Source organism: Desulforhopalus glucosivorans (assembly GCF_054397165.1).
The window spans coordinates 1177144-1195000 of record NZ_AP044854.1 but is presented as its reverse complement, the minus strand read 5'-3'; the positions used below and the strand labels follow the sequence as shown (position 1 = coordinate 1195000).

12 protein-coding genes and 2 rRNA genes (1 of these 14 cut by a window edge) are annotated in these 17857 nt (G+C 40.9%); 4 read left to right on the top strand and 10 right to left on the bottom strand.

Annotated features, from left to right (window positions below):
* Positions 1-1675 (top strand): 23S ribosomal RNA (locus ACX6CI_RS05080) (it extends 1361 nt beyond the left edge of the window).
* Positions 1676-1867: 192 nt separating this feature from the next.
* Positions 1868-1984 (top strand): 5S ribosomal RNA (rrf, locus tag ACX6CI_RS05075).
* A 314-nt stretch (positions 1985-2298) separates the two neighbouring features.
* On the opposite strand, the gene ACX6CI_RS05070 is transcribed toward rrf, so the two are convergent.
* The 4 genes from ACX6CI_RS05070 to ACX6CI_RS05055 all read right to left on the bottom strand — a co-directional run bounded on the left by ACX6CI_RS05070 (position 2299) and on the right by ACX6CI_RS05055 (position 8318).
* Positions 2299-4572: a CHASE2 domain-containing protein gene (locus ACX6CI_RS05070; protein WP_458777086.1), complete on the bottom strand. Its 2274-nt coding sequence runs from the start codon at positions 4570-4572 to the stop codon at positions 2299-2301.
* A gap of 4 nt (positions 4573-4576) precedes the next feature.
* Positions 4577-6259 carry a FecR family protein gene (locus tag ACX6CI_RS05065; RefSeq protein WP_458777085.1) on the bottom strand — a complete coding sequence of 561 codons (1683 nt, stop codon included), beginning with the start codon at positions 6257-6259 and terminating at the stop codon, positions 4577-4579.
* Positions 6260-6302: 43 nt separating this feature from the next.
* Positions 6303-7016, bottom strand: coding sequence for a response regulator transcription factor (locus ACX6CI_RS05060; protein WP_458777084.1), 714 nt, complete (start codon positions 7014-7016; stop codon positions 6303-6305).
* 84 nt (positions 7017-7100) lie between these two features.
* Complete coding sequence (locus tag ACX6CI_RS05055; RefSeq protein WP_458777083.1) at positions 7101-8318, bottom strand: HEAT repeat domain-containing protein; 1218 nt, start codon at positions 8316-8318, stop codon at positions 7101-7103.
* Between the two features lie 403 nt (positions 8319-8721).
* Between ACX6CI_RS05055 and ACX6CI_RS05050 the strand changes: the two genes are divergently transcribed.
* Positions 8722-9930: a sigma-70 family RNA polymerase sigma factor gene (locus ACX6CI_RS05050; protein WP_458777082.1), complete on the top strand. Its 1209-nt coding sequence runs from the start codon at positions 8722-8724 to the stop codon at positions 9928-9930.
* Positions 9931-10048: 118 nt separating this feature from the next.
* On the opposite strand, the gene ACX6CI_RS05045 is transcribed toward ACX6CI_RS05050, so the two are convergent.
* Both ACX6CI_RS05045 and ACX6CI_RS05040 read right to left on the bottom strand, forming a co-directional pair.
* Complete coding sequence (locus ACX6CI_RS05045; protein WP_458777081.1) at positions 10049-10348, bottom strand: MTH1187 family thiamine-binding protein; 300 nt, start codon at positions 10346-10348, stop codon at positions 10049-10051.
* A 90-nt stretch (positions 10349-10438) separates the two neighbouring features.
* On the bottom strand, positions 10439-12013 hold the full coding sequence (locus ACX6CI_RS05040) for a serine hydrolase (protein WP_458777080.1): 1575 nt from the start codon (positions 12011-12013) through the stop codon (positions 10439-10441).
* 577 nt (positions 12014-12590) lie between these two features.
* Between ACX6CI_RS05040 and ACX6CI_RS05035 the strand changes: the two genes are divergently transcribed.
* A complete protein-coding gene (locus ACX6CI_RS05035) occupies positions 12591-13838 on the top strand; it encodes a serine hydroxymethyltransferase (protein WP_458777079.1) in 1248 nt (415 codons plus the stop codon).
* 198 nt (positions 13839-14036) lie between these two features.
* Here the strand turns inward: ACX6CI_RS05035 and ACX6CI_RS05030 are convergent, their stop codons facing one another.
* The 4 genes from ACX6CI_RS05030 to ACX6CI_RS05015 all read right to left on the bottom strand — a co-directional run bounded on the left by ACX6CI_RS05030 (position 14037) and on the right by ACX6CI_RS05015 (position 17806).
* The gene (locus ACX6CI_RS05030; protein ID WP_458777078.1) at positions 14037-15344 is read right to left on the bottom strand and encodes a glycosyltransferase family A protein; all 1308 of its coding nucleotides are present in this window, start codon (positions 15342-15344) and stop codon (positions 14037-14039) included.
* Between the two features lie 293 nt (positions 15345-15637).
* On the bottom strand, positions 15638-16006 hold the full coding sequence (locus ACX6CI_RS05025) for a DUF2304 family protein (protein ID WP_458777077.1): 369 nt from the start codon (positions 16004-16006) through the stop codon (positions 15638-15640).
* A 27-nt stretch (positions 16007-16033) separates the two neighbouring features.
* Entirely contained in the window at positions 16034-16717 is a 684-nt protein-coding gene (locus tag ACX6CI_RS05020; protein WP_458777076.1) for a glycosyltransferase family 2 protein, read from the bottom strand.
* Between the two features lie 87 nt (positions 16718-16804).
* Complete coding sequence (locus ACX6CI_RS05015; protein WP_458777075.1) at positions 16805-17806, bottom strand: glycosyltransferase family 2 protein; 1002 nt, start codon at positions 17804-17806, stop codon at positions 16805-16807.
* Positions 17807-17857: the final 51 nt, after the last annotated feature.

Sequence of the window (17857 nt, the reverse complement as noted above, 5' to 3'; positions counted from 1 at the left end):
TGGAGGTCCCACAAGAGCTTATGTTGACACGAGTAGCGAAAAACAAGGTGAGAAACCTTGTCGCCGAAAGCCTAAGGTTTCCTGTAGTCAAGTTAATCTGCTCAGGGTTAGTCGGCTCCTAAGGCGAGGCCGAGAGGCGTAGTCGATGGGAAACAGGTTAATATTCCTGTACCACTATCATAATGTTATGGTAAGGGGGGACGGAGAAGGTAAGACCATCCGGGCGTTGGTTGTCCCGGTTTAAGCGTGTAGGTTTAGGACTTTGGCAAATCCGGGTCCTTTTAAGACTGAGGCGTGATGACGATGTCTTTTAGACAACAAAGTGGTTGGTTCCATGCTTCCAGGAAAATCCTCGTATCTAGTTATGATTGTGACCGTACCGTAAACCGACACAGGTAGGCAGGTAGAAGATACCAAGGCGCTTGAGAGAACTCTGGTTAAGGAACTCGGCAAAATAGCACCGTAACTTCGGGAGAAGGTGTGCCTGCATGGTGATGTTATTTACTAACTGAGCCTAGTCAGGTTGCAGTGAAATGGGGGGAGCGACTGTTTACTAAAAACATAGGACTCTGCGAAGTCGAAAGACGAAGTATAGGGTCTGACGCCTGCCCGGTGCCGGAAGGTTAAGGGGACGTGTTAGCGCAAGCGAAGCATTGAACCGAAGCCCCGGTAAACGGCGGCCGTAACTATAACGGTCCTAAGGTAGCGAAATTCCTTGTCGGGTAAGTTCCGACCTGCACGAATGGCGTAACGATTTCCCCACTGTCTCAACCAGAGACTCAGCGAAACTGTAGTACCGGTGAAGATGCCGGTTACCCGCAACAAGACAGAAAGACCCCGTGAACCTTTACTACAGCTTGGCATTGGTTTTTGAGGTAACATGTGTAGGATAGGTGGGAGACTTTGAAGTGGGCACGCCAGTGTCCATGGAGTCACCCTTGAAATACCACCCTTGTTATCTTAGGAATCTAACTGCGGTCCATTATCTGGATCCAGGACATTGTCTGGTGGGTAGTTTGACTGGGGCGGTCGCCTCCTAAAGAGTAACGGAGGCGCGCGATGGTTCCCTCAGGCTGATTGGAAACCAGCCGTAGAGTGTAAAGGCATAAGGGAGCTTGACTGCGAGAGAGACATCTCGAGCAGGTACGAAAGTAGGTCTTAGTGATCCGGCGATTCCGCATGGAAGGGTCGTCGCTCAACGGATAAAAGGTACTCCGGGGATAACAGGCTTATCTCCCCCAAGAGTCCATATCGACGGGGAGGTTTGGCACCTCGATGTCGGCTCATCACATCCTGGGGCTGAAGCAGGTCCCAAGGGTTTGGCTGTTCGCCAATTAAAGTGGTACGTGAGCTGGGTTTAAAACGTCGTGAGACAGTTTGGTCCTTATCTGTTGCGGGCGCAGGATATTTGAGGAGATCTTTCCCTAGTACGAGAGGACCGGGATGGACGAACCTATGGTGCACCAGTTGTTCCGCCAGGGGCATTGCTGGGTAGCTAAGTTCGGCAGGGATAACCGCTGAAAGCATCTAAGCGGGAAGCCCACTTCAAGATGAGATATCCCATGGCGTAAGCCATCTGAAGGGTCGTGGTAGACCACCACGTTGATAGGTCAGGTGTGGAAGAGTAGTAATACTTGGAGCTAACTGATACTAATAACCCGTGTGGCTTATCCATATTTTTTGATTGATGTAACTACTGATTATTCTACTATTCGATTATTTAGATACTCTTAGTATTGCAAGAGCCTAGCTCTTGCAACGCTTAGAGAATCGTATCCCACGAGCCACAGGCGAGATGGGATTACATAGTAAAACAGTGCACGGTAGAATGGATACAATCCTCCCCTACCCCATGCACAAAAAGTTTTACGGCGGTCATAGCAAAGAGGATCCACCCGTTCCCATTCCGAACACGGAAGTTAAGCTCTTTAGCGCCGATGGTACTGCACGGGCGACTGTGTGGGAGAGTAGGTCATCGCCGTATTTTTTATACAATCCCCAATCAGCATTTATGCTGATTGGGGATTTTTTTGTTTTAAACTGGTGTAAACGAAAGTTACGCAACGAACTTTAGCACCATGGCAAGTGTTGCAATTACGTCTCTGTCAGTTCCCCTCTAAAATGAAGTTAAACTCTCTCGGAGTCTCGCTTTGTTCGCTTACCGCCTGCACTCGCCGGAGTGTTGGACAATAGGCCATACAAAGTTCCTATTTTTTGCTTATTCCCTCTGCAAAACAAAAGAGCATTATGAATGGCACTTTCTATGCAACCCACACAACAAATAAACAGACTTAGCTATTACTCAGATTTTGGCAAAACAATTGTAAACTTAGCACCACCTAGCTTACTGTCTTCTACAATAATTTCACCGGAGTGCCCTTCTATAACTTCTTTGACAAAACTCAAACCTAATCCAAAGCCACTGCCTTGAACCTGTCCGGCACCTCTAATAAACTTTTCGAATATTTTTGGCTTTTCATTGTCCGGAATCCCCTCTCCGGTATCTTCAACCAAAACCAAAATGTAAGTTTCTTTTTCTACGACAGAGAGTTTTACCTGACTTGATATTGGACTAAATTTTACTGCATTGTCTAAAAGATTTAAAATAGCCTGGGTGAGAAGTGATTCATCTCCTAAAAGGGGTGACGTTTTCCGGGGTAGTTCGTAGGTAATCTTTATATCTTTTACAGATGCACTATGGGCCACACCACTTGCAGCATCATGTATTATTGCTAGGAGATCAAATGGATATTTATGGATAAGGTACTTACCACTTTCAATTCGTGCTATATCAAGAAAATCTTCTATCATTTTGGCAAGTCGATTTGATTGACTCTGAATCTGCAACGCGAATTCCCGTTCTGGCCCCTCAAGTGACTCAGACAACATTTCAGCAAAGCCCATAATCGTTGTAAGTGGTAATTTAAGCTCATGTGATACTATATTCATAACCTCGCTTTTAAGACGCTCAAGCTCACGAATCTCTGTCACATCAGTAAAACTTGCAAGTATCCCGGTGAACCCAAGCTCTTTATCTGTCACATTATGTATAACCACCCTATGATAGAACTTCTTACCTGCTGATGCAGTCAGTATATCTACAATCCGGTCTACAGTACCAAACTCTAATCCCCCAGTACTTTCTATCTCAGTATTCTTTTGATCAGATATTATCTTAGTGCTGATAAACTCATGAAACTTTTCTAAGGTGGGCAAGCTTTGACCAGGCTGAATTGTGCTGTTCCAGAGGATTGTAAAGAGATTATTTGCAAGTACTATATAGCCACTCTCTTTTTGCCAGAGAATAAGTGGAGGGGTTTCTTCACTTAAGAGATGGTTAATAAACCCATTTTGCAGGGCCAGAGCCTGGATACCGCGATGCATTCTATTGATATGTTTTTGAAAGCCTCCGGTCAGCGATAATTGCTTTTTTTGCTTTGGAGAGTAAGTAAGAGAAGATGGTAATCTCATAAAGACTTTCTCAACACCATCCTCTAACTGCCCGTCCAACATATTAATTTCTTTGATCATTCCACTGGTAATTCTAACCCACCAGAAAAGAGAATGAATGATATAGCTTACAAGAAGTACAAATAGAACTACAGCAACGTTAAGGAAATAGTTGAACCGAAACAGAATAACCGCAATGAGGATGGTGAAAATAGCAAATCCAACAGATATAAAAGCATTTCGTGTTTCACTGTTACGGGGCCATAACCAGAACAACATTGCAAAACAGCCAAGCCCCATTATCCATGTAAGCCAATTCAACTCACAAATAAAGCTTTTATCCAGGATATTATTTAGAATTGTCGCTTGAACTTCTACCCCCGGTATTGGATGTATCTTACTATATGGAGTAATATGAACATCCCCTAAGGCAAGAGCCCTTGATCCTATGAGAACATAACGATTTTCAAAAAAATCATCAGCATACACCCCAGCCAATACATCACCGTAGGAGAGATAGATAAAGGTAAATTCAGGTCCATAGAAATTAATCAACTGACTTTGGCTATCATTACCAGAATCTTCAGAACTTCCGACTCCACCACTTTTTGCCATGGCAGCCGCAAGTACAGGTACATTATATTTTCGTAACTGTACCCTGCGAATTAGGCCATCCGTACCACGTTCTGTCTCAACGTGTCCAAGTAGTACCTCACCTGAGAAATAACCTTCCGGTCTAAGCAGTGCTCCCTGATAGTTTGAAGCTATTGCCACAGTAACTGGAGGACCATTTACTATCGCATACTCCAAAATTTTATCGTCGGAACTTGACTCACTGAAGATAAGGTCAAAACCAATAGCTTTTGCATCCTTTAATTTATCTAAGAGCTTAGCGTGACTACTTCTTGGAAAAGGCCAGGGCCCATGATCCTGAATTGATTGTTCGTCTATCCCAATAATTACTATTGACTGGCTTGTGGCTCGAGGCGGTCTTGATTTAAACAACAGATCGAGACCGACTTCAGCTAACCATGGTGAAAAACTAGTCTGGAGTAAAACAAAGCAGAGCCCTATGGTGATAACAACTTCCCAAATTCTTTTATACCCGAGTAGTCGTTTCACTGTCTTAAATGAGCAACAATCCAAGAAAAAATGCCAGGACAGTAGTATCAAGCCAACTAAATGGAGCGGGCTCTATGACTAGTTTTTGTGCGGGAGTCCAGGGAGATACCTGACCATCACTCAGGACTCCTCGAACACGAACATAATAGTTTGCAGGGTCTAAATATTTTGTATAACTAAACTCAGGGGCAACTAAAGCCTGTGCGGAAACTACAAGTTGAGTGAAATCTTTATTTTTACTCAACTCTAAGTCATACACAATATCGTCTCCCATGGTTGCCCAGTGTAGATTAACACCATCCTCATTAGAGCCTTCAAGTGGCCCAAGTGAGGCTTGCTGTTGAACCTTCCATGAATCGACAAGAGAATACAATGAAGTAAAACCATCACCTGCAACTGACTGTACACGGAAAAAATATGTTCCAGGTTCTAGCTCAGTAATCGTATACCTTGTTTCTTTTTGGTGCTCATCAACTATCAGAGAAGAAAACTCTTCATCTCTTGCCAGTTGGAGGTGATACGTATCATCATCTTCCGCCTGCAGCCAATTTATTTCTACACTTTTTTCAAAGGTTGCCTTACCTTCATGGGGCATTACGAAAATTGGTGCTCCCGGTACAGTTCTCACTTCAAAAATAAATGGCGATGCTGATAAGCTTTCAAAATCTTCATCATCAAGTGCAGTCAGAAAACCATAATATTTGCCATCTTCTAAGGCCAGAAGGGTAAAAGAGCCACCTGGTTGAGCCTGTTTTTCAAGTACAGTATTGTTTCCTATCTGATCTGTAGTAATACGCAGTCTATAACTCGTTGCACTGTCATCTTCAGGTGCACTAACAATGACAGGCAACGTCCTGAAGATATCATCAATAACAGGTGATTCAGGTGTGGGAGGTAATTTTTTCGGTAGCTCTGGTTTTTGCCCCTCAGCAACCTTTGTCCCCTCTCCCTTGTTGAGTGAGAGGTTACCAGCGTCACCCTGTACGTTTACTATACCCTTAAGCGTCTCAACAATATTAACCTTGTCCTCTGAAACCTTCATACGAAATTCAGTCCCCCTTACACCTGTAACCGAAACGGGTGTGCGGGTTGTAAATGTTTCATTTACTTCCAGCTGTTTTTTGACAGCATGGGTAATCCTTCCCTTTTCGAGAAAGAATTCAGCCTTCATACTCTTATCAGTTAGCCGTACAAGATACGTCAGAGTGAATTTTGAGCCACTGGAAATGCGAGTATATTTATTGTCAGGGAAAACTATATGGGTAAAACCATCCTCTTCGGTTACTAAAGTTTGTCCGGGATAAATCTCGTCACCCTTTACAACTCTCTTTAGCTTTTTCCCCCGTTCAAGAATAAAGACCCCTCCCACAACGGAAGCTACCTTTGCAGTAAGTTTTTCAGTTTTGAGGAGTTCAATCGGGGCATAGATGACGTCCCCTGAAGATATCAGAAATGGAGATGTAAGATTATTAATTTTAGCAATCTCTTTCCAATGGTATTTCGACGTACAAAACTGTCTGGTTATAGTTATGAGATTTGTCCCCTTCTGAACAGTTATGGGGATAAGAATTTCAGCATGAAGCAAGGTACTGCTCAAAATAGTAATGAGGAAAACAGAGGCTACTACGGGACGCCGGAGACAAGATATTACTTGTGTAGTGATCCAATCAATTCTTTTATGTTGCATAGTGAGGTCTACCCATTGTAGTCAAGGTGGCAGGCCGTCGAAATTAGACTTCGATGAGTTTGTACCCTACCCCTGCTACGGTTTCAATTTTTACGCTATTAAGTGAAAGTTTCGCCATTTTCTTTCTCATATTGGCGATATGCATTACCAATGCCTTCGTTTCTACATCTCCCTTATATCCTAAAACATCTTCAAGCAAGGCTCCATGACCTACAGCTTCAGCTTTCTTTTGTGCCAGATAGTAGAGTAAATCAAATTCAGTTTTAGTGAATTGTACCAGTGGTCCATCTACAATGTTAATCTCTCGTGATAGGGGATTAATTTCAAGACTACCAATGCAAATTTTCTTTTCCGTAATTCCCTCTTTAACACGATCAGCTCTTCTAAGAACGGTCTTTACCCGAGCAAGTAACTCTTTAGTACTAAAAGGCTTAGTCATGTAATCATCTGCGCCACAATCAAGTCCTGCGACCTTGTCGTCAATGGTGCTTTTATCCGTCAGCATTATAGCTGGAGTATCATTCCCACTATTTCTGAGCGCCGAAAGTGCTGTTAAGCCATCAACATAGGGCATGACAACATCAAGAATGACAATATCAGGATGCAGGGTATTTACTCTTTCCAGAACATTTTTACCACTATCTTCAACCCAGACAGTAGCACCATTCTGCTCAAAATAACTCCGCAAAAGGGTCACAATACCAATATCATCTTCTGCCACAAGAATTGAAACGCCTTCAAGCTCTTTATTATTCATAAGTTTCTAAACTATTTTTCAGTAAATTAGTAAGTTACAACAAGGCAGGATACACTACATTTATTGACAATACGAACAATTATCTCAATTATACAACCTTTTTAATAACCCTTTTGCATACTCAAAAGAAGGCTCACTGACTGAAGCAAGGGACTCCCTTTCCTCTACTATTTCACGCAAAACTGTAATAGCTCTCTCCGAACACGTTAGCTTATCGCTGGAACATATTTTTTCTATGAGTTCTTCTCTTACAGTTGATTTAAAGCAGCCCCGCTGTTCAAGAACATCAAGAAACATTGCTTCAATATTATAGTCATCAAGAATTGATAACTTTTCTATGATGACAGGTTTTACCCGATCATTGAGGCGTGGAAACGATGCTATTAACCTGTCAGCAACCAGCTCTCCACCTAAGTTAAAAATACAGAGAACGACTTCACGTTGGACTCTGGGGTCTGGATGGTTAAGAAAAGGTCTGGCGAAGTGGTAAAGATCAGCATCTCCAGTTGAACCAAGCAGTATCATGCTGTTACGAACTACATACCAAGGCTGTCGATCTTTTAACTTCCTGATAAGTACCGGGAGAACCCCTTCACGGTGCAGAGAAATCATTTCCAACAACGCCAGACGTTTGTTTTTTTTATTGCATTTGAACAAACCATGAATCATCGCTTCAGAGGAGTGTGGTGTAAGTGCTTGTAGTAGATCTCCGACAACTGCGTCTTCGTGGTCTTTACTTTCTAGAAATGAGTTAACAAGTAGTGTAATTGCTTTCTGATCTGCGATAGTCCTATGTAGTTTACTCACCTCTTTTTTCAGTAAGTTATCTACAGGCTGAACACCTGTGGTAATTTGTTTCGATACAGAAATCAGTGGCTCGGTTTGCCTCCATAAATGCAATGAAAACATTTTTTTAATAATGACTTCAACCTGGCCAAACAGCTTTACGTGAGTTGACTGCAGATGTCGCTGTCTTTTCAACCAACTTGTTAAAATATTACAAACAAGGCTAAAGAGTTCTTTGTCTTTCAGTCCATCCAGTACACTACTAAATTCCGTTATAACCCTGAGAGCTTTTACCTGCAGTTTTGGCCTTGTATCATCTGTTACACAATGGCCTACTTTAATAAGAACATTGTTTATGATATCTTTACGACCGAGAGTAAACAATTGTACCAAATATTGTTGTAATTCTGCGCAAAAGTCACCATTTTCCAGAACTTCGAAATAGCCTTGTTCAAGATCATATATGTTGTGCTGAAAGAGTAGAACATTAAATGTCTCTGCATTATGCACTCGCATTATTCTCTTGTCCTTTCAGTGTTAGTATAGGAGAACTCGATGCATACCCTAACAAAATGAATTCTAATAAAAGTACAAACACAAGCTAAGTTTTCTCTACGTTCCGGGAAATGAGTTGTTTCATCTTTACTTCGTCTGCAGACATCTAAACAAAGCCTGAATATTTATCAATACATGGTAATAAAGTTTACTGAATTCTTACCCCTATTTTTCTTACAACAGTGACATCCACTCTCCCTTTAACCCTAGATCGTGCTGTGCTTGATCACTGAAATTGAAAACGCATTATTCTGCGTAAATCCACTAGAAGTTAAGAAAAAGTGTCTCGAGAATTTCATTCTAAAAAATATTTGTGATATCATTTTTGTGAACTCAAAATATTTTCAAAGGAATAGAAGCCTCCATGGACAGGGATTATTACAACATTACCCACACTCACAAAAAAGAATCAGTTGATATCGTTGACCTACTCATCTGTCAGCCTTCTAAAGAATCATTTTTAAAAAGAGTCGAGAACCTCAGATTAACAAACGCTCTTGAAGAAAAAGTTCATAGGGCTAGTTCTTTCATTAAATCAGAGCCCCCCCTGCAGCTTCAGGTTGAAGACGAAAAAGAACTGGCAACAGAGGTCCTGCTCCTGCGCCACAAATTTACAGAGCTGGTGTGGAAAACTCCACGTTTTAACCAGGCAGCTCTTACTGTACTACAAAATATTTATCTCTTTCAAAACAGGAAAATTTTCTTTGATCCATGCGGGTCCCTTTACGAGCAAGAACGCCAGGAGGCACTTCATTTATTTAGTAGCTACAAGGAACTACACTCACTACCACTCTCAAAAACCTTTCAACACCTTATCATTGCACGGGTTTGGAGCAGAATCCGAAGTCAAAGCAGTCAGCAGGACTATCAAACAACTGCAATGAGACAACTTGTTAACATTATAGAATCTCTTAATACCGTTCGAAATATCTACGTCTTATTGACAACCGGCCTCGTTAAAAAAATCACATCTCAAATAGGAGATTTTTACAAGGAAGGCATATCACAAGAAGACGCTCACCAGATAGGAAGCTTTGGGATTTCCCGTGCGGCGTACAGATATCATCATTCAAGTGGGGTTAGATTTTCAACCTATGCAAGTAACTGGATAAAAAAAGAAATTCAGCGCCAGGCGCTGGAAGGACGGCTTATAAAAATATCTACAAATACAATTGAACAGTATTCTTTAGCTCAAAAAAATAATAATATGAGTAAGCTCGACCATTACTCTACAATCCTCACGAACAGTAGCTGTAAATATGACGAACATTTTTTGACTGATGTGAGACAGACCTTCAAACAGCACGATGAAATTTCAGAACAGGAACTACTATTTGAGAGTAGTGAAAATAAAGCGAGAATACATCATATACTTGAGACACATCTATCTGAAAGAGAGGCTGATGTAATAAAAAGACGTTTTGGAATAGCACAATATATGAACAATCCGCAGTCGGTCATATCAATAGCCAAAACATACGCTGTTACCAGAAGCAGTATTTATCAATTAGAAAGCAAAGCTCTTCAAGTTCTACGCAAAGCTCTGCTTAAACATGAAACCTGTTCTCAGTAGCAGAAAATGATTAGAGTAAACTATTCCAACAAAACCGTAGACGTTCATTGATGTTACCAGTACAAACAAACCTCACTTAACTGGTTTCATACGCAGTATTGCTCACCCCCAATACTAGCTACACTTCCTTATCGAGAACAGAGGTGATCTTATCTTCCATGGTCTGGGTTCGATCAATCCTTGTACCCATTTTGATTGTGGTGGTTATTCTTGGTGCACCCATCCCGTGTACTTTCTCGTGGCACCTTTTAACGGCAGCCATTACCTCATCCCATTCGCCTTCAATGTTAGTACCATAGGCATGGAGCTGACTCTTAAGTCCTGCATCTTTTAGTATGGTATGACATGCAACAACATACTCAGAAACCGAGACCCCTACTCCCATGGGTATGACACACAGATCCATTATTACTTTCATTTATACCTCCCAAAAATGAACTCAGAGTTTTTCAATACGCCAAACACACTTCCTCTAGCTACGCCAAATATCATTGCTACAGCATTTGTATCATCTCAGTTGATGATCACGCTTCATCTGCTTATACACCAGGGTGGAAACTTCGCGGATGACCTTACTCCTGGACTTCATCCAACTACCATAATCTGAGGGACGGGAACTACGTTCAATAATACCAACAAGCACATATGGATATCTACCGCCACCCTTGGTTTTAGGTACCAATATACCCATGTCACCACAAAGGTGAGCTGTAGACCCTGTTTTATTGTACACAAGGGTACCTTTAGGAATTGGTGTACCATGATACAGTCTGTCACGGCCCGGCAAGGCCATCAAACGGCGAATCTCTTTTCCGTAGGGTAATTTTTTATTCCACAGCGAGCGGAGGAATCGTACGTAATCTGAAGGTGAAGCACTATTAAGATATGTTCTACCACCTGCAGGTATATACTCTCTAATTTCAGTCTTTTTGAAAATGTGAGGATAATTTTTTCTTAGGATTGTTTCACAGTTTTTAGGACCACCCACCTGTCGCATTACCCAGTTCGTGGCAGCGTTATTACTGCGCTGAATCATTGCGGCCATCTTCCTTCTACTCTTCGGCCCGTATTTAAATTTCCCATGCTTTACCTGATGGAAAAAAGCCAAAGCGACAAAGGGCTTAATCATACTTGCTGCCTGAAACCCCTTGTCAGCGTTAATATTAATTACAGGCATGTCTTTTTCAAGATCGTATACCATCCATCCCGTAGACTCATCCTTTCTAATCTTACCCTTACGACGAAGTTTACCAATATAGTCCTCTATTGATTGCTCAAACCCAGAATAATTTGCAGCTCTGGCTTTGGGCTCAGGTGTAGACTTGGCTATCGTTTCACGTACCTTTTTTTGTGTAGCAACCAGCTCTTTTTTAGTTGTAACGTTACTGGGCTTAGCGGCAGGTGTTTGAGCAACCACGTTTTCATCTGTACTATCATCTATTAGGCTCGACTCACCATAAACGATTGGATTGTTATTTTCTTTTGCAACGGAAGCAGCAATCTTCTTTTTGCGAAGAAGCTTTGAATGCTTGCGGGCAATGAGTGTGGTTTTTCGTTTATCGCCCCGCAGTCTATATATGAGCTTATAATTGCCGTAATCTGTTTTTTCGATAAATAGAGACTGTTTTACATCCTCACCTAGTATTCGATATAATTTTTCGTATCGTTTCTTTAACGGATCAAGATTTGGTCCCATACCATAGCTTACATTGTAGAGAAGATGAAAATCCTGCTCTTTTGTGGCATATGGTTCATCAAAACCTGCTACACTGAGGAGTTCTGCATGATATATAAGAGTTCGACTAACAGTTCGAGCCGTATCGTTACCATCATAGATAAGAGCGTATTCGTCTCCACGGCCAACCACTTTTAATTTTTTCTGAATCTCGGTATCAAAGATGGATTCCAATTCTTCCTTATAATCAAGAACCCTCTCAAGATCATTTGTAAGAAGATAAATGATATCATAGAGTTCTCTTTTCTTGGCCCAAACATCTTCGGTCTGATACAGAGTGCTCACTGTAAAAAACAAAACAGGCAGAAAGAGAAAAACACGAAAAGGGTACAATAGTGACAACTTCATAGGCGGGTATAAACAACCTCAAGGTAGAAATATCTCAATTCGCAAAGACAGTGACGTGTATATGCAATATGTTATGATATTTCATCTAACATGAAATTGCAAAAAAATGACTGTAATTTTGACAAGATAGAATTTTATATAATTAAAGGAGTACAGATCCTTCATTCACTAACGCACAACGTACTACGTACATTAACAACCAGTATTCGTCAGGATGGGTAACAATCACATGAACATTGAGACCGATATCACCTGATTTAAATTACCTGATTGAATTCAGAGCATACTAGCTCCTGCATGTCAGGTACCATAAAATATCATCTTCATTTGTCAATCTTATACATCATATCTCCTGATCTGCTATTTTCCAACTTTCTTCTGTTAAAATCAGGCAATTTCAATTATATTCTTTGCCTCATTGAAAAAACATACTCGACTTACCAGTCACATTTAGATCAAGTTTAGTTGTTGAACACCTAAGGATCAGTTCACTGTATCCTATAGACCTACTGTGACACCAAACATACTGAAGAGACAGCGAATCGAGTAAATTATACCACTGTCACATGGAGAAGCAATGCAAAGCGTTAAAGATTTTGATCCAGTTATATATTCACTCGTAAAACAAGAAGAACAGCGTCAGGCGGACAAAATCCGTATGATTGCCTCTGAAAACTATGTTTCTAATGCAATACTTGAAACAACCGGGTCCGTTCTTACAAATAAGTATTCAGAAGGTTATGCAGGTAAACGGTATTATGAAGGTCAGCAAATTATTGACCAGATAGAAGAGCTGGCTATCCAACGCGCCAAGGATCTTTTTGGTGCTGAGCACGTTAATGTTCAACCATATTCTGGATCTCCTGCTAATATTGCAGTGTACCTTGCCTTCCTTCAACCAGGTGACACGATACTTGGCATGGCCCTTCCCCACGGGGGACACCTTACCCATGGGGCAAAGGTGAGCATTTCTGGCCGCTATTTTGATGCACAGTCCTACGAATTAGATGCCAGTACCGGTAGACTTAATTACGATACCATTCGTGCAAAAGCACTTGAGCTCAAACCCAAATTGATCATTGCTGGACATTCAGCCTATCCACGAATTCCAGATTTCAAAATCTTTAGAGAAATTGCTGATGAGGTTGGCGCAATCCTTATGGTTGATATGGCCCACTTTGCAGGTCTTGTGGCTGGCGGTGTTCACCCTTCCCCTGTACCATATGCCGATGTAGTTACCACTACGACCCATAAATCACTCCGTGGACCACGTGGTGCCATGATTATGTGTAAGGCTGAACATGCGGCAGCCATTGATAAAGCAGTGTTTCCAGGAGTCCAAGGTGGACCACACGATAACACCACCGCCGCAATTGCTGTAGCACTTAAAGAAGCCTCATCAGATAGTTTTAAAGAGTATGCACAACAGGTTATTAAAAATGCTGATGTGCTGGCTAAAGCGCTCACAGAAAAAGGTTTTAATCTGATTACTGAGGGTACTGAAAACCACCTTCTCCTTGTAGACCTGACTAACAAAGGACTATCCGGCAAGCAGGCAGCAAAAGCACTTGATAAGGCTGGTATTGTTATGAACTACAACGCAGTCCCATACGACAAAAGAAAACCTTTTGATCCTAGTGGTATCCGTATGGGGACCCCTGCGATTACTTCCAGGGGCTTTAAAGAAAAAGAGATGCTTCAGGTTGCAAAGTTTATTGACCAGGTGGTTAATAATTGGGAGAATGAAGCTTTCTTAGAAGAAACCACTGAAAAGATCGCCAAGCTCTGTAGTGCATTCCCTGCTCCTGGCTTAGAACACATTTAAGGTTTATTTGATTGTTTCCTCTCACATACCTATTTTCGGAATGTGAGAGGAAACATGTCTGGTATAACAAAAATGTTTTTTCACCAATAAAGGTAGAATGGGTTTTCTGTCATAGTTTTGGTAGTAGTAGCCAGCCCAAGAATATAGCGTCCATCTCTGTCTACACAGGATGCAAGCTGATCTCTTCGGAACAAGATATTAAAAAGGTTTGAACTGACGCTTTACGTATTGCAGCACGTTTTCATTTTTGTGGGGCATACATGCCTTCCCCGCAGCCTTAATAACTCCTGATGTTTCCACATCATTAAGTTGCCTGGTCATCTTCTGTATTTGTTTGTGCTGCCCGGAAACGATCCGTGCCAGTGCCTCTTCCCCCAAAGCCTTAAAAGATAAGCGCACTGTAACAGTCTTCAGAGTCGCCAGCTCTTCCTTTGTAAGGTTAAAAAAGATACATGGGTCATCCGTTGAAAAGAAACTCTCACCATTCAACTGAAAATCGCAATTACTGGTATACGCAGTAAAGTCATGTGATTCACCTTGGACAGTGGTCAATATTATTGTTTGTATCTCCAAGACGACGGGACAATCCACCGGGTCAAAACGAATAGCCTCTAGCCCTTCACATTGTGGTAGAGAAAATTGAATCTCATAAGTACTCCCATCTACTTTTCTACTTACACAGCTATCATCACTCAATCCATTGCCAGTATCCAGGTACAGTTTACTGGTATAATACTTCTCACGCACCTCAAGGAGAGCGCTAATCCAGACCTCGATATTATTGGTAAACAATTTCTGATGTCGCTCAAAAATACGTTTGAACATGGCAACTTTCTGCCATTTTTCTTTGCTGCGCACCATGGAATCAGATGCGACACGATAGGAAAAAAGTATTTCTGGAATTTGATATACCTCACGCCCCTTTTCAATGAGGGACAGCCAGAAATCGTAATCTTCCCAGCCGTAGATCATACCGGAGTCGTAGCCACCAACCTCTTCCCAGTCTGATTTACGAAACATGGCAGTGCAGAAGATCACATTATCTTTAAGCATTTCCTCAAGAGAGTATGGAGGTAATAGCCATTCGGTGTCAACTGCTCCAAAGAGTTGCGCACGACAATATACGATGCCAATTTCGGTTTTTTTCTCTAGTACAGCTACTGCCTGTTCGACGTAGCCTGGCTCGATCAGGTCATCTGCATCAAGTGGTAAGATAAAATCCCCTGTAGCCTTGCCAATGCCATTGTTTCGCGCAGCAGCAAGTCCCTGATTTGATGTGTGAAGTATCTGAACGTTTTGTATATTTATTTGATTCAGAATAGAAAATGTATCCTGATCATCAGAACCATCATTCACAATTATAACTTCGACATGTTGATAGCTCTGAGTTAACACAGAATCAAGTGTGTCCAGGACATACTTTCCCTGGTTATAACAAGGAATGATTACACTAACCTTGGCACTAGAATTGACCTGGGACGAGGGTTTGAATGTCTGCTCAGTCATGAGACCTTGGTCATTACATAGCCTTTAAGATTATTAATATACCACTTCCAGACAGTCTGAATAATTTGTTTCAAGACTATTAAACTGTGGCTTCCAATGAAGTTCACAAATAGCTTTCTCAACTGAGCACGCAAGCACACTAGGTTTTTTCGTTCTTCTTTCGAACATGTAGTTACTCTATCCTTTTCGCTGGTGAGACTAACAGTGCTTAGACATTGCAACCAAGGCTACGAAACCCACTACTATCAAAAAGATAAGAAACAGAAAAATGAATATTTTTGACAAATTAGTATTCATTTTTCTGTTTTGTTTTCTGATGCCGCAAGATCAAGATGCGATAACGATTCTTTTCTCGTTAATTCTGACACATTTTGTTCAATCTTTTCAATTGCTGATAATAGTTTAAAAATCAGAAGAAAAACCAGAAGGAAACCTGTTAAGATAACAGCGTTAATATTATCAACAACCCCAAGATACTTTGCAACCACAATCGTCGAATTGGGATAAGCAGCGATGACCCCCATTCCCCCCCAAACAATCAACCTCACCATTAATTTTAAAACTGTCTGCCCTGCTTCTCGCTTAAAAAACTCTTTTAAACCCTGAAATATCATCACAGATGATATTCCTAATATAACAACCTGATATACTTGAATTTTCATATTTCCCTCTAATTGTCCTGGTATGTTTTAGACAATCATATCCCATACCATGCGACCTAATGTCTTAAGACCGTTAACAAACCCTTGCTTTTGAGCTTTTCCCATGGAGTATTCCGTATATCTCACTGCAATGGGCACTTCAACAAATTTTAGACGATTGTTTTTTACTTCCCGAAGCACTTTGCTGTCATATTCATACTTATCGCCTTTGGTATCAATTTTTGTAACTGCATAGCGTGAATACGCTCTAAATCCTGACTGACTATCTGACACAGTGATACCATAGAAGAGAAATGTAACAGCATTACCTATTTTATTTGCAAGAATTTTTATAAATGGCATTCCAGTTGTGTCTAATAGACGCGACCCCAAAACAACATCTACTCCTTCTTCAAGGATAGGCTTAATCAGGTTAGCAATATCATTCGCATCATGTTGGCCATCACCATCCATGGTAACGATGATATCGGCCCCAAGTAAGTTAGCCGCCGCAAATCCCGTCTTGACCGCAGCTCCTTTTCCTCTATTTATTTTGTGACGTAACGCTGTAACACCTTTATTCTTAGATTTTTCAAATGTTAAGTCTTTACTACCATCATCAATAATTACAATATTAGAGTAATCGCACTTCCTAACTTCATCAATCACATCCTCGATGACAGAACCTTCGTTGTATGCAGCTATTACAATAAATATATTTGTTTTTTTCATATTATGAACAAAATGTTCGAGCAATCATAATTGATATCATTTATGAAATACATTTTTTTGAGCAATAACAAGGTCCAATTGAAACAGCTATTTAGCTTTCACAAATTCTTTGGGTGAAACTCCCCGCTCAGCATCTGATAACCCAAGCCAATAACTAAGAACTAATATCATCTTCCACCGAAGAGGAGAGTATTGTTTCGCATTTTCCGGCAGTGATAACAACTTTTTAAGAAGTGACCAAATACCAGGAAAAGAAAACAACCTCACTATAATTTTTCTCAACTTTTTCTTAGAAACAGATGAGCGATCGGGCACTTTCTCCCAAAATATTTTTGCTGAGTACCCCATTAGATAAACTCGTCTCGCTATTCCTGCTATATGCAAAAAGTGATGATGATATCCGCAAATTGTTTTTTCGAAATACAGATTCATTCCTTTAAGCCTCAACCGTTCACCTAACTCGAGATCTTCATGAGATGCATACGGAAAAGACTCGTCAAAAAGTGTTGTCTGGAAAAGCAGTGATCGTTTTATGGAGACATTACAGGTGTAGAAATTTTGGCAATCAATAGTATGTCCCGATCGAAAATCAGCATACCGGAAGAAAAAATGACGCCCACCGGAATAAAGCCATCTCATAAAATTACTTGGATTAATAGCTTCAGGCCAAGTTACATAACCTAAGACGGCATCCCCTTCACCTGAGTGCAGACAATGCCAATTGTAGTGACGTTCAACAAAATCTTCATCAATCTCGATATCATCTCCAATAATTATGACAATTGCCCCTGATGCTACGTGCAGAGCTGAGTTTCTAGCCTTTGCTGGTCCACCATTTTCCTCGGCCAAAACAATTTTCAAATTATTAACTGTTTTTTCCGAATATAAAGTTAGAAACTCTTGGGTCCCATCAGTAGAACCGTCATCACTTACAATAACCTCGAATTGATCCAACGGGAGCGATTGGCGTTCCAACAAAGGTAAGAGTAATTCAAGGGTTTCCTTACGATTGTATGTTGGCAAAACAACACTAATCGGAAGCTCTGTATCACCATGAAGAACTGGGGTTCTCATATCTTTTAATTCCATCCTTTACTCTTTGACCGAACAATAAATGATCTACTTTATGTGTATAATTTG